The organism is Sphingobacterium sp. UBA1498, assembly GCF_002325125.1.
In the GTDB taxonomy this organism is placed as follows: domain Bacteria; phylum Bacteroidota; class Bacteroidia; order Sphingobacteriales; family Sphingobacteriaceae; genus Sphingobacterium.
In genome coordinates, this window is sequence record NZ_DCRG01000013.1 from 32886 (window position 1) to 46343 (window position 13458).

General features: G+C 37.9%; 12 protein-coding genes and 1 pseudogene. 1 reads left to right on the forward strand and 12 read right to left on the reverse strand.

The window, feature by feature from the left end; all coding sequences use genetic code 11:
- Positions 1–22 precede the first annotated feature (22 nt).
- From B3139_RS08625 to B3139_RS08655, 7 genes and pseudogenes are all read right to left on the reverse strand, one after another.
- Positions 23–568 (reverse strand): RNA polymerase sigma factor, encoded by a 546-nt coding sequence (locus tag B3139_RS08625; RefSeq protein WP_209581501.1) that lies wholly within the window; start codon positions 566–568, stop codon positions 23–25.
- A 21-nt stretch (positions 569–589) separates the two neighbouring features.
- Positions 590–1543 (reverse strand): transketolase family protein, encoded by a 954-nt coding sequence (locus B3139_RS08630; RefSeq protein WP_293881937.1) that lies wholly within the window; start codon positions 1541–1543, stop codon positions 590–592.
- 1 nt (position 1544) lies between these two features.
- Positions 1545–2181, reverse strand: a pseudogene (locus B3139_RS08635) (transketolase).
- A gap of 283 nt (positions 2182–2464) precedes the next feature.
- Entirely contained in the window at positions 2465–3019 is a 555-nt protein-coding gene (locus B3139_RS08640) for a NifU family protein (RefSeq protein WP_209581510.1), read from the reverse strand.
- Positions 3020–3093: 74 nt separating this feature from the next.
- Positions 3094–4443, reverse strand: coding sequence for an adenylosuccinate lyase (gene purB, locus B3139_RS08645; protein ID WP_293881941.1), 1350 nt, complete (start codon positions 4441–4443; stop codon positions 3094–3096).
- 128 nt (positions 4444–4571) lie between these two features.
- Positions 4572–4796: a hypothetical protein gene (locus B3139_RS08650; protein ID WP_293881943.1), complete on the reverse strand. Its 225-nt coding sequence runs from the start codon at positions 4794–4796 to the stop codon at positions 4572–4574.
- A 145-nt stretch (positions 4797–4941) separates the two neighbouring features.
- Complete coding sequence (locus tag B3139_RS08655; RefSeq protein WP_286778244.1) at positions 4942–5166, reverse strand: hypothetical protein; 225 nt, start codon at positions 5164–5166, stop codon at positions 4942–4944.
- Positions 5167–5522: 356 nt separating this feature from the next.
- Here B3139_RS08655 and B3139_RS08660 point away from each other — a divergent pair, with 356 nt between their 5' ends.
- Positions 5523–6872, forward strand: a complete 1350-nt coding sequence (locus tag B3139_RS08660) for an acyl-CoA dehydrogenase family protein (protein WP_293881947.1) — start codon at positions 5523–5525, stop codon at positions 6870–6872.
- Positions 6873–6978: 106 nt separating this feature from the next.
- On the opposite strand, the gene B3139_RS08665 is transcribed toward B3139_RS08660, so the two are convergent.
- From B3139_RS08665 to rplS, 5 genes are all read right to left on the reverse strand, one after another.
- Entirely contained in the window at positions 6979–7764 is a 786-nt protein-coding gene (locus tag B3139_RS08665) for an META domain-containing protein (RefSeq protein ID WP_293881949.1), read from the reverse strand.
- 121 nt (positions 7765–7885) lie between these two features.
- A complete protein-coding gene (gene yidC / locus B3139_RS08670; protein ID WP_293881951.1) occupies positions 7886–9709 on the reverse strand; it encodes a membrane protein insertase YidC in 1824 nt (607 codons plus the stop codon).
- 39 nt (positions 9710–9748) lie between these two features.
- A complete protein-coding gene (locus B3139_RS08675) occupies positions 9749–11359 on the reverse strand; it encodes a CTP synthase (protein ID WP_293881953.1) in 1611 nt (536 codons plus the stop codon).
- 123 nt (positions 11360–11482) lie between these two features.
- Positions 11483–12568, reverse strand: a complete 1086-nt coding sequence (locus B3139_RS08680) for a carbohydrate-binding family 9-like protein (protein ID WP_293881955.1) — start codon at positions 12566–12568, stop codon at positions 11483–11485.
- Between the two features lie 246 nt (positions 12569–12814).
- Positions 12815–13162, reverse strand: coding sequence for a 50S ribosomal protein L19 (gene rplS / locus B3139_RS08685; protein WP_209581561.1), 348 nt, complete (start codon positions 13160–13162; stop codon positions 12815–12817).
- Positions 13163–13458: the final 296 nt, after the last annotated feature.

Genomic DNA, 13458 nt, shown 5'->3' on the forward strand with positions numbered 1-13458 from the left:
GAGCCTAATTTAGCCAAAAGGTTTAATCATTGTTGTTAAAAAAAGCCTCAATTTTTTTGACGGCTAAATGATATGAAGCTTTAAGCGCCCCAACACTCGTTCCGAGTACTTCTGAAATCTCGTCATATTTCATGTCTTCAAAATATTTCATATTGAAAACCAATTTCTGTTTCTCCGGCAAGGTCAACAGCGCCTGTTGTAATTTCATTTGAGCCTTGTCGCCGCTAAAGTAATTGCCATCAGCAAGTGTTTCTGCCAAATAAGCAGTCGTGTCGTCATCCAACGACACGTTCTGCTTTTGTTTTTTCTTATTTAAGAAGGTGATACATTCATTCGTTGCAATGCGATAAAGCCAAGTATATAGTTGCGAGTCTTCTCGGAAGTTTCCAAGATTCTTCCATACTTTCACAAAGATATCCTGCACAACATCGTCCGCGTCGTCATGATCGATGACCATTCTTCGCACATGCCAATAAATCTTCTGTTGATATTTCTTCAACAATAAACGGAAAGCTTCTTCTCGCGTACTTTCTTCAGCGAACTTTGCTATAATTAAAGCGTCATCCATATATTGACCTGCGTAGTATTGTTATTTTCTTTTGATTACTTTTTGAGCCGCTGCAACAATAGCTGCTGCATTCAAACCGTATTTCTCCATCAACTGAGCAGGAGTACCTGATTCCCCAAAACTATCATTGACAGCAACATACTCTTGCGGAGTAGGTAACTCTCTTGTTAGTACCTGAGCCACGCTATCACCTAAACCACCAAGACGATTATGCTCTTCTGCCGTTACCACACATTTCGTTTTGGCAACAGATTTCAAAATAGCCTCCTCATCCAAAGGTTTGATTGTATGGATATTGATAATCTCGGCGTTAATACCTAATTCTGCCAATTTTTCCCCAGCTTGTATAGCTTCCCACACTAAGTGACCCGTAGCAATAATGGAAACATCTGTTCCTTCATTTAATAACACCGCCTTACCAATAACAAATTCTTGATCAGCAGGGGTAAAGTTAGGAACAACAGGACGGCCAAAACGCAAATAAACTGGACCTTCATATTTAGCTACTGCAATAGTAGCCGCTTTTGTTTGATTAAAATCGCAAGGATTGATCACCGTCATTCCTGGTAGCATTTTCATCAAACCAATATCTTCTAAGATTTGGTGAGTTGCACCATCTTCACCCAATGTCAAACCCGCGTGCGATGCAGCAATTTTTACATTTTTGTCAGAGTATGCAATCGATTGGCGAATTTGATCGTAAACACGGCCAGTAGAGAAATTCGCGAACGTACCCGTGAATGGGATTTTACCGCCGATAGTCAACCCGGCTGCAATACCCATCATATTTGCTTCCGCAATACCGATTTGGAAAAAGCGCTCTGGAAACTCTTTAATAAAATCGTTCATTTTTAACGAACCGATCAAATCAGCACATAATGCAACCACATTTTCATCTTGCTTTCCCGCTTCCAATAAGCCCGCTCCGAATCCTGAACGTGTATCTTTTGACTCTGTATAAGTATATTTTTTCATTCTAGTAATCTCCTAAAGTTTCTGTAAGCTGATTCAACGCCGACGCCAATTGTTCGTCACTTGGAGCAACACCATGCCATTTGTGAGAGCCCATCATAAAATCAACACCACTGCCCATTTCGGTATGCATTAGGATGATGACAGGTTTACCCTTTCCTGTACGTGACTTGGCTTCTGCCAAACCAGCTACCACAGCGTTCATATCATTGCCTTTCGCAATTTCCATCACATCCCAGCCGAACGCTTCCCATTTTGCACGAAGATCACCAAGAGATAATACTTGATCCGTAGATCCGTCAATTTGCGCTTTGTTGTAGTCAACAGTAGCGATCAGATTGTCTATTTTGTTGTGTGGTGCATACATTGCAGCTTCCCAAACTTGGCCCTCCTGCAATTCACCATCACCCATTAATACATAAACTAGATTATTGTCTTTATTCAATTTTTTTGCCTGTGCGGCACCAATTGCAACAGATAATCCTTGNNCGTTTCATTGCATTGAAATAAAGCGCCACAAAGTAATCTGTACAACCTAACGAACCACCTGGGTGTCCTGATTGACAAGCGTGTACCATACGTACGATATCACGTCTTACCTGTGATGCAATTTGTTCTAGTTTGATAATATCTGCACTCATTTTTTTTGTTGGTTTCACAATTGGTCGTAAAGTTAACTATTTTTAAGCTAGATGCTTGTTAAAAAATGAATTTATATTGACTTATGCCCGAATATCAAGCCGCTTCAGAAGAAGGTTCGCAGGATAGCAATCAAAAAATGCTAGTGAAGCCGAGGAGTTTTGCCTACCTGACTAGTACTTTGATACGCTGGATATTTTCAGACCTTTTACATTACCGGACATAAAAAAAGGATTCAGCACTACTAATTGCCGAATCCTTTTTATTATAAATGTGAAGCTAAGATTACATGGCTTCAGCAACAACTTCAGTCACTTCCGGAACCATGCGCTTCAACAATCCTTCAATGCCTGCTTTTAAAGTAATTGTCGATGATGGACAACCACTACAAGAACCCTTTAGTTCAACCGTTACCACACCTTCATTAAATGATTTATAATGTATGGCACCCCCATCCTGTTCAACAGCAGGTCGTACATAATCGTGTAAAACTTGTTGTATCTTTACTTCAGTTTCGGTGCCCTCAAAATTCACTTCTGTGTCGTGGTGTACCGTTTTTACAGCAAGTTCAGACTCTACAGCCCCTTTTACAAAATCTTTCAACAAAGCTTCGATGTCTTCCCATTCCGCATCTTCCGTTTTGGTGATAGTTACGAAGTTACTCGCGAAAAATACGCCATTTACAAAATTAAATTTGAACAATTCAAGTGCAAACGGCGAATCTTGTGCTGCTTCTTTATTTGGAAAATCCACACTACCGTTGATCAATAACTTATTGACCAAGAATTTCATGGTAGAAGGGTTGGGTGTAGATTCTGTATATACGTTAATCGTAGCCATGTATTATCTATTTTTTTATTCCAAGCAAATATATATCAAAAGGAGCTTTATTAAGGTCATTTATAAGTAAAAGCTTATAAAGTGACCCCCGTATAGTTAGCAGGACTGATCGCTTTCAGTTCTGCTTTAACTTTATCGGAAACATGGAGCTGATCGACAAACGCTGCGATTGTTTCTTTCGTTACCCGCGTGTTTGTACGTGTAAGATCTTTCAGCGCTTCGTACGGTTTTGGATAGCCTTCTCTTCGTAATATGGTTTGCAATGCTTCGGCAACAACAGCCCAGTTATTTTCAAGGTCATCAGCCAATGCCTGTTCGTTTAATATCAATTTTCGTAAACCTCTCAATGTCGATTTAACGGCAATGAGTGTGTGTGCAAATGGAACACCAATATTACGTAAAACTGTCGAATCTGTTAAATCACGCTGAAGACGTGAAATCGGTAATTTAGCGGAGAGATGCTCGAAAATAGCATTTGCAATGCCCAAATTTCCTTCTGCATTTTCAAAGTCAATGGGGTTGACCTTATGGGGCATAGCAGATGAACCGATCTGTCCGGCAGTGATTTTTTGTTTAAAATAATCCATCGAAATATAAGTCCAGATATCGCGGCATAAGTCGATCAGGATATTGTTTATGCGTTTTAAAGCATCACAGCTCGCCGCAAAGTTATCGTAATGTTCAATTTGCGTTGTGGTTTGTGACCGGTCCAAACCCAAGACATTGTTGACGAAATTATTTCCAAAATTGATCCAATTGGTTTCCGGATAAGCAACCTGATGCGCATTGAAATTACCTGTTGCGCCACCAAATTTGGCAGAATATGGTACTTGATTGAGTAGTTGTAACTGTCGCTCCATTCGTTCAATAAAAACATAAAATTCTTTGCCCAATCGAGTTGGAGATGCAGGCTGTCCATGGGTACGGGCCAGCATCGGAATGCCTGACCATGACGTCGCTAATGATTTTAATTCATGAAGCAACTCGTCAATCGCTGGCGAGTAGCTCTCTTTTATAGCTTCTTTCCAAGAAAGCGGAATAGCTGTGTTATTGATATCTTGGGATGTTAAACCAAAATGAATAAATTCAAGGTAGTCTTGTAGTCCTAATTTTTCAAATTGGTCTTTCAGAAAATATTCAACGGCTTTAACATCATGGTTCGTAACTTTCTCTGTGTTTTTGATCCAAACAGCATCTTCCTCAGAAAAATTTCTATAAATATCACGCAATTTCTCATTTAGACTTTTGTCAAATTGTTGCAATTGTGCAATACCTGATTCACCTAATGCAATAAAATATTCCACTTCCACGCGTAAGCGATATTTTATTAAAGCAAATTCAGAAAAAAATGCTGAAAGTTCATGAGTGTTATTGTAATAGCGTCCGTCGATAGGAGTAACTGCTGTTAAAGATGATAAAGCCATAGATTGAATGATTTTTTGGCAAAGGTAAAAAAATGCTTGGAGCTTAGCAATTTAATTGGCGCAGATATAAAAAAAGCCTCCTTGGTGAAGGAAGCTTTTTTATCAAGTCTAAATTCTATTTCAGAAAATTAGTGAGCAGCTTTAGTTGAATCAACTTTAGACTCAGCTGAATCTACAGCTGATTTTGCTGAATCTACAGCAGTTTTTGCTGAATCCAATTGTGTGTTAGCTGAATCTAAAGCAACATTAGCTGAATCAGTAGCAGCGTCAGTTGTTTTACCAGTTTCACCACATGATGCGAAAGCTAATGTTAAAGCTAAACCTAAGAAACCGAATTTGAATGCGTTTTTCATTTTATTAAAATTAAATATTTTTAAATCTTGTTATTTAGGGGTTAATACCGATAAATTAAAAAGGTAACCCCAGATTTTTCTCTTTTTGAAAAAAGAAAGACCTTTTGTTAAAAAAGGCCTTCCAAAAGCGTTATTCAGTCCTAAATTATTTTTTAGTAGCAGCTGAATCAACTTTAGCAGCAGCAGAATCAACTTTAACAGCAGCTGAATCTACGTGGTTAGCAGCTGAATCTAAAGTGTTAGCAGCTGAATCAACTAAAGCAGAAGCTGAATCTGCAGCACCTTCAGCTTTTTTCTCTGAATTGTTACAAGATGCGAAAGCTACAGTTAAAGCTAAACCTAAGAAACCGAATTTTAATGCGTTTTTCATTTTCTAATTTTCTAATTTAAATTGAAATAATTTTCTTTTTCATCTGTTAATACACGTAACCAAAAAAGGTAACCCAAAAAATACATTTTTTTAAAAAATTTATATAATAGATTGTTTATCAAAGTTTTATTTTTTTTAGCAAGACGTGTATCTGAGGCTTTCGACTGCGCTATCCTTTAGCGTTACAAGGGTTAAGTAAGGCAATCGCTGGGTGGATCTTTGTCTATTTGTTGTGCATAAGTTGTGTGCAGCCTCTAACTCGACAAATGTATCGGTCCAACTGTTATTAAATAGCAAACAATTTTCGGTTATTTTTCTTATTTTGAGAAGTACGCACTTTTAAAAAAAACACACATATGTTTGATAAAGTTAAGAATATAATGGATTTGGCAAAATCGATAGACTTTGCCAAATTGGAAGAAATAGCAAAAAAAGTGGATTTGGGAGCAGTTATGGATGCTGTATCAAAAATGGATGATAAACAGCTGCATGGTTTAATGAAAATGCTGAATTCCGGAAAGGAAAAGCGAGAATTGCCTCCTATTAATGGTGATTTCTATGCGATGGATAGTAAATTAAACGATACAGACCGCGCTTTACAATTGAAGGTGAGAGAATTTATGGAGACCGAAGTCAAACCAATAGTTAATAAATATTGGTTGAGAGATGAATTTCCTTTTGAAATCGTACCCAAACTGGCGGCATTAAATATTTGTGGCTATACATACAATGGGTATGGATGTATGGGCGGAAGTTCTTTGATGGAAGGAATTATAGCGGCTGAGATAGCACGTGTGGATGCTTCTGTAGCAACATTCTTTGGCGTACAGAGTGGTTTGGCAATGGGGTCAATCTATCTTTGCGGATCTGAAGAACAAAAGCAAGAGTGGTTGCCCAAGATGCAACAGATGCAGGTGATAGGTGCGTTTGGATTAACAGAACCTGAAGTGGGCTCGGGGGCTGCAGGCGGATTGACGACAACTTGTAAAAAAACAACCGATGGTTGGGTTTTGAATGGTCAGAAAAAATGGATCGGAAATTCTACTTTTTCCGATATTACAATTATATGGGCTAGGGATCTCGATGATGCAGAAGTCAAAGGTTTTATTGTAAGGAAGGATAACCCAGGTTTTTCTGTCGAAAAGATCAAAGATAAGATGGCATTGCGTATTGTGCAGAATGGCCTCATTACTTTAAATCATTGTATCATTCCTGAAAGTGACCGTTTACAAAAGGCAGACTCCTTTAAAGATACAGGTAAGGTTCTTCAGATGACGCGAGCCGGGGTCGCCTGGATGGCTGTGGGCTGTGCTAGAGGAGCCTATGAAAATGCATTGGATTATACCCGAAAAAGGAAGCAGTTTGGTAAGCCAATCGCCTCTTTTCAGCTTATTCAGAATCACCTGGTTGAAATGTTATCCAATTTGACCGCTATGCAAACGCTAGTCTTTAGGCTATCTGAACTTCAGGATAAAGGTGAGCTAAGAGATGAACATGCTTCGTTGGCAAAAGTGTTTTGTTCTTTGCGTACGAGAGATATTGTTTCCAAAGCCCGTGAAGTTATGGGGGGCAATGGCATTTTGTTAGAGTATAATGTCGCGCGATTTCTGGCGGATGCAGAAGCAATTTATTCCTATGAGGGTACAAAGGAGATTAATTCCCTCATTGTTGGTCGAAGTATAACTGGATTTAGTGCTTTCGTGTAGCTGCTCTCCGGCTAACTTTTCGTTTCTTGATGTCGAGAATTACTAAAAAGGACTTTGTTAAACAACAAAGCCCTTTTTAGCTGAATTAAACGCAAACTGAACTTGACTATTTGCGTTTAAACCGCATCATGGCAATATCGCCCATGATGAATGTTAGGGTATTCTCGCTGATACTGTATGTGTTCACCTTTTCTAAGGTAGAGAAAAAAGTTGCTTCGCCATTCCCTTCGCAAGCCATTTTTGTTGACATAATTGGGCCGAAATTAATACTATTTCCATTGGTTTTGAACGTCATATTATAGTTGTTACAGCTACTATTGCCACTTACCTTTCCGCTGACCGCGTCAAATATCATTGTTGGTTTACGGTCGGGATATAGACCCTCGAAAGCAATGCGTGCGCCCGATATATAATCAAGCTCCCAAGTTCCAGAAAGTTGCTGCTTATCGTCCTGGATCAACTTAAATTTTGCCAATGGAGCCATTTTAGCTTTGTTCAGGCTAAGAATACCATTGTTGACAGTGTAATTATCTGCAGCGATCAAGTTTTTTGACAGCGCTTGTTCGATAGACATATCCGGACAGGCCATCATAGTTGACATTCCCTGAGCAAATTTAATTTTTCCATTTTTGGATAGTATTAAATCTCCTCCGATGCCATTGCAGCCCCCACTTGCACTGTAGCGTTTTTCCTCCAGTTGCAGATAGGGCATTTTACCATTGATTTGATCCGCTACCGCCTGCCCATTGATTTCAATTAATTGCCACTTTTTTCCAACGACAGCTGATGTCGAACTGTTTTCACTTTGATCAGTCGACTTCTTGTTGACGACAGAACAACTACCAAGACCAATACTTAAGATGGCCAATATTGCGATGTTTTTAAAGTTCATATTTTAAATTTTAACCTATTAACATCCCTTTTAACGTTTGGTTTGGCAAAGTGCTACAAAAGTTTACAAACAAATAAGGCTTCCAATCTGGAAGCCTTATTTATCAATCGAATAAATGTTACTATTTATTTTTATTTTGTTGTGCCTGCTGTTGAGCACGCATCATTTCTTCCATTTTAGCCTGGAAGCTTGATTTTTTTTCTGCTTTTGGATTCTTTTTGTTCTCCTCCAATTTAGCTAATATTTTCTCATCATTCACCATGGTGCGGATTACCAATTGCGTCAAGAATGTAAATAAAGCACTCAAGAAGTAATAGTAGTTCAAACCAGCCGGGAAGCTGTTCAACACAAAGAAGAAAATCAACGGCATGATATAGCCCATGTATTTCATCTGACCTGTAGCGCCTGATGTAGCATTGTTATACCAAGTGGTCAACAACGTTGTTAATGTCATCAGGATACACATCAAAGAAATGTGGTTAAACGATCCAAAGATGGGAGCAAATGTGAATAGGGTATCATAGGTTGACATGTCCTTCATAAACAAGAAACTCTGTCCTCTCAATTCAAACAAATTTGGGAAGAAATAGAAGAATGCAATTGTAAAAGGCATTTGTAATACGAGGGGAAGGCATCCACCAAGAGGATTGACACCGACCTGTTTGTACAATTTCATTTGCTCCTGTTGCATCAACATTTGGTTGTCTTCGCCGACTTTTGCTTTGATCTCGTCCAGCTGCGGTTTTAATACGCGCATTTTGGCCATAGAAACATAGGATTTGTAGGTCATTGGCGAAAGGATCAATTTCAACATCAGCGTCAATAAGAGTATCACGATACCGTAGCTCATATGGAAACCATCCAGGAAGTTGAATACTGGTACCGTAATCCATTGGTTGATCCAACGCATAGGGCCCCAGCCCATATTGATGATCGATTGATAATCATTACCCTCCGCTTTCAGCACATTGTATTGGTTCGGACCAAAGAAGAAGTTCAACGAATAGCTATTGTCCTTATGGTTATCAAATGCTAATTCCGCGTTCGTATTGTAAAACTTGATGACATCCGTTTCAGTTGCATGTTTTACATCCACTTTAGCATTCACAAAACCATCTTTCGCATTCAAGATACTAGAAAAGTAATGTTGCTTAAAAGCAATCCATTCCACTTTTTTCTCCAATGCTTCGTCAGCGTCTTTTGATTCTGAAAGATGATCTACCTTATTGTCTTCTTTATAGTAAAGGGTAGATTTTTGTCTTTCAGACTCTATATTTTGTTCCTTTTGTCTTAACGTGGTATTCCAGTTAAGGGTCAACGTTTTTTGACTTTGTGGAACTAAATTCTGTATCCCTTTTGTATGGATGTCCAGCGCTACATTATAACCTTTGCCGGCAATAGAGTATATATATTCAATGTATTGGTCGGCACTGTAATTTAGTCTGAATTTTACCGATTGTTTTCCTTCACCAGAAACTTGGATATCCGAAGATTCTGTATTGAAGTACAAATCGTTTGTTGCCACGTTTTGACCCGCTGCATTAAACAGAAAACCAAATTTATTGTCCTCACCTTCAAAAAGCATCAACGGTTTTCCATTGAAATTCTTTTCACCTTTTAGTTCGACAGATTTAACTTTACCGCCTTTCGTGCTGATCTTGGCAATGATTTTTTCATTTTCAATCGTGATGACTTTCTCGGTTCCAAATTTCGTGGCACCAAAAGGCTTTTTCAGTTCCGCCGAATCAGCAATCACTGCTGTTTGTGCTGTTTTGGCTTTCGCGGTAGAGTCACTTTCAGCAGGAAGTCCTTTTTCTGTACGCGCTTTAGCCTCTTGTCGCGCTTGTTCTTGTTTGATTTCTGATTCTGAAGGCTTCATCAGGTAAAATGAACCAGTGATGATAGCAAACATCAGGACCAAACCAATTAGGGTATTTCTATCCATTTTTAATAATTAAACTTAATTAATTGTATCCTTCTATTACTACTTTGATTTCTTGTTGGCCAAAGCAGCGGCTACAAAGCTAACAAAAAGTGGGTGAGGATTTGCAACTGTTGACTTTAATTCTGGATGAAATTGTCCGGCAACGAAAAATGGATGGTTTTTCAGTTCCACAATTTCTACCAATCCAGTCTCTGGATTGAAGCCTGAAGCAATCATTCCGGCCGCTTCATATTGCTTCAAATAGTCGTTGTTAAATTCATAACGGTGACGGTGTCTTTCAGAAATTTTTGTTTTGCCATAGATTGCAAAGGCTTTAGTTCCTTTTTTAATTTCACAATCGTAAGCGCCCAAACGCATGGTACCACCCATATTGGTAATGGTTTTTTGCTCCTCCATCAGATTGATAACCGGATTAGTCGTGTTGGCATCCATCTCAAAACTGTTGGCATCTTTCAGTCCCAATACGTTTCTTCCGAATTCAATTACCGAACATTGCATACCTAAACAGATCCCAAAGAAAGGAATATTATTTTCACGAACGTATTGGATAGCATTTAACTTACCATCCAAACCGCGTTCACCGAATCCTGGAGCAACCAACACGCCGTCCATTCCTTTTAGCTTTTCAGCAACATTTTCTTTTGTAACACTTTCGGCGGCAATGTAACTCACTTTTACTTTACACTCATTTGTAGCACCCGCATGGATAAATCCTTCAGTAATGGATTTATACGCATCTGGAAGTTCAACATATTTCCCAATCAATGCAATATTAATTTCATTTGTCGGGTTTTTTAGCTTACCTAAAAAGTTTTTCCAGTTTTCCAGATCAGGCTCATTTTTGTTGGAAAGTTTCAGTTTTGTTAATGCCGTTTTATCCAAGTTCTCCTTCAGCATCAGTAAAGGCACATCATAAATTGTAGAAGCATCGATGGATTCGACTACTGCATTGATATTGACATTACAGAATTGCGCTAATTTTTTACGGATTTCCTGAGATAATTTATGTTCTGTACGACAAACAAGAATATCAGGTTGTACCCCATATTCCAATAATGTTTTAACAGAATGTTGAGTAGGTTTTGTTTTCAGCTCGCCAGCAGCAGCCAAATATGGAACCAAAGTCAAATGGATAACCAACGAATTATTGGCTCCCAATTCCCAACGGAGTTGTCTTACTGCTTCCACGAAGGGTAAAGATTCAATATCACCAACAGTTCCTCCTAATTCGGTGATCACAATATCATATTGACCAGACTCTCCCAGCAATTGCATTCTGCGTTTTATCTCATCTGTGATATGCGGAATTACTTGAACGGTTTTTCCTAAATATGCACCTTCACGTTCCTGTTGGATAACGTGTTGATAGATGCGGCCTGTTGTGACATTGTTTGCTTGTGAGGTAGGGACATTCAAGAAACGCTCGTAATGACCCAAATCAAGGTCAGTTTCGGCGCCATCTTCAGTCACATAACATTCGCCATGTTCATATGGATTTAGTGTTCCTGGATCAATGTTAATGTAAGGGTCAAATTTTTGAATGGTAACTTTATAGCCACGCGCTTGGAGAAGTTTAGCAAGGGAGGCAGCAATAATACCTTTCCCCAACGACGAAGTAACGCCGCCCGTAACAAAAATATATTTAGTCATAACAATTAAAGGATTTTCAATTTTATGTGGTCAAAATGACCAATAATAGTTGCTTTATGTACGGGATACAAAGGTAGCAATTATTATTAAAAATTAGCATTGAAGATTGCTCTAATAATTAAATTAAAAATAAATATTACCCCGGCTATCTATAGTTGTCTTTAATGTACGCTTTGTTTTTGACTTGATTTCAACACGATAGAAATTATTACTATTTGAAAATATGATGTCATATTTTTTCCGCTCATTCAAAATTTCAGGATATAGTTTGCTCAATTCCAAAATAGACGTCGCATAGCGTTTTTTATCGTTTCTAAAGATTTGTTGTAAATAAGAAATATTCCAGGCCATTTTTTCAAGAGATAAGAATTGCTCATCGATAAATAGCTGATTGGAACTATCGATAAATTTGATATGTCCCCATCGTTCAGGATAATGCATATTAACAAGACCAATAGGAGACCATACCCAGTTCTCCTCGGCAAGAGTCTTTCCAGTATCGTCTTTTTTCTTGCTATAAGTTGTTCCCGTATTCTCATAAAGCCATTGAACGCGGGAGAAATTTATCTTCCAGATCTCATTGGCCTTAATCTGATCTCCTTCGCCAAAGTATTTCAGACTCTTAACCGGTATTTTCATTTCCACTGTCCAATATTCATCTTTATCTTTTGGGTTGTTGATTGTTCCTGAATGATAAACGGCGCTTTCAATATCTTTTGTGTCCCAATTTAGATTAGCCCTGCCGCCAAAGCGATACGGTTTAGTCATCAAAAGATCCATGACCGTATTTAAAGCATTTACTTCAATCTCTATATATTCCGGAGATAGTAAATTTGGCTTAAGAAAAACCTCAAAGTCATTGTCGTGATAAATGATGGTGTCCTTTTGTTTTAAATATCCTTTAATATGAGGCTCTTCAAGCTTAGCAAATAAGTATAGGTTTTCCTTGTCCCAAAGCATCTTGACTTTTGTGTCAAATATGGGATGAGGTTTTTGTGCTCCTTCAATATCCTTAAAAGAATCTGTCCATACGGCTTTAGACCACGAATCTTCACTGTCTTTGCCATCTATAATAATAGCATCTGTTATTGGCTGCACATAATACACTTGAGGCTGCGGCTGTAGTTGAAGAAATTCTTTCATATTCCGCTGTGCGAAAGCAAAGTTCGGATAGATAATAAAAATAAGGATAAAAGCGATAGTTCTCATCGATATATAGTTTAATTATTCGAGCCAAAAATAAAGTGAAGATAATACGGTATTAAAAGTAAGTAAAATGTTTTAGTGAGGCAAAAAGAGGGGACTATTTTAAAGAGCAAGATATAATTATCCTAAATTTATTACAGAAGGAAGTTGGTAATATGTATTGGGGGGTAAAAAGGAAATCTATAGTCCATAAAAAAAGGCTTTGAATGATTGATTTCAAAGCCTTTTTTTATGCCGTGGTAGTCGTAATTAGATTCTTTTCGATTTAATACGAGCAGCTTTACCAGTAAGGCCGCGTAAATAGAATAATTTCGCGCGACGAACTTTACCGTAGCTGTTTACTACAATTTTTTCAATGTTTGGTGAGTTTACAGGGAAAATACGTTCAACACCTACACCGTTTGAGATTTTACGAACGGTAAAAGTAGCGTTAGCACCTTCGCTGTTTAATTGAATTACTACACCTTGGTACACCTGTACACGCTCTTTATTTCCTTCGCGAATTTTATAATGAACGCTGATGGTATCTCCAGCTTTGAAAGCGGGAATTTCATTCTTTACTACCGCTTGTTCTTCTACAAATTTTACTAAATCCATGATTTCGAGTAATTATTAACGATTTATATCCTGTAAAAATCGGAATGCAATATTACGACTTATTTTCTGAATATAAAAATACTTTTTTAAAAAACTATTGACTGATATTCAAATCGGATGCAAAGATATGAAAATGAATTGGATAATTTAAAGATATTTTGAATATTCCTTTGGCAGTTATTTAGGCGGGGTTTTCGACAAGGAAAGGCTAGAGAATATATTATTCCTGTAAAAATAGTATGCAATTAATCAGTTGGTTAGTGATTATTTTTTGGTCGACTGTTGACAAAGTCAAA

Coding starts and splice junctions, on each gene's coding strand:
- B3139_RS08625 (WP_209581501.1), bottom strand. CDS start 568: ATGGATGACGCTTTAATTATAGCAAAGTTCGCTGAAGAAAGTACGCGA.
- B3139_RS08630 (WP_293881937.1), bottom strand. CDS start 1,543: ATGAAAAAATATACTTATACAGAGTCAAAAGATACACGTTCAGGATTC.
- B3139_RS08640 (WP_209581510.1), bottom strand. CDS start 3,019: ATGGCTACGATTAACGTATATACAGAATCTACACCCAACCCTTCTACC.
- purB (WP_293881941.1), bottom strand. CDS start 4,443: ATGGCTTTATCATCTTTAACAGCAGTTACTCCTATCGACGGACGCTAT.
- B3139_RS08650 (WP_293881943.1), bottom strand. CDS start 4,796: ATGAAAAACGCATTCAAATTCGGTTTCTTAGGTTTAGCTTTAACATTA.
- B3139_RS08655 (WP_286778244.1), bottom strand. CDS start 5,166: ATGAAAAACGCATTAAAATTCGGTTTCTTAGGTTTAGCTTTAACTGTA.
- B3139_RS08660 (WP_293881947.1), top strand. CDS start 5,523: ATGTTTGATAAAGTTAAGAATATAATGGATTTGGCAAAATCGATAGAC.
- B3139_RS08665 (WP_293881949.1), bottom strand. CDS start 7,764: ATGAACTTTAAAAACATCGCAATATTGGCCATCTTAAGTATTGGTCTT.
- yidC (WP_293881951.1), bottom strand. CDS start 9,709: ATGGATAGAAATACCCTAATTGGTTTGGTCCTGATGTTTGCTATCATC.
- B3139_RS08675 (WP_293881953.1), bottom strand. CDS start 11,359: ATGACTAAATATATTTTTGTTACGGGCGGCGTTACTTCGTCGTTGGGG.
- B3139_RS08680 (WP_293881955.1), bottom strand. CDS start 12,568: ATGAGAACTATCGCTTTTATCCTTATTTTTATTATCTATCCGAACTTT.
- rplS (WP_209581561.1), bottom strand. CDS start 13,162: ATGGATTTAGTAAAATTTGTAGAAGAACAAGCGGTAGTAAAGAATGAA.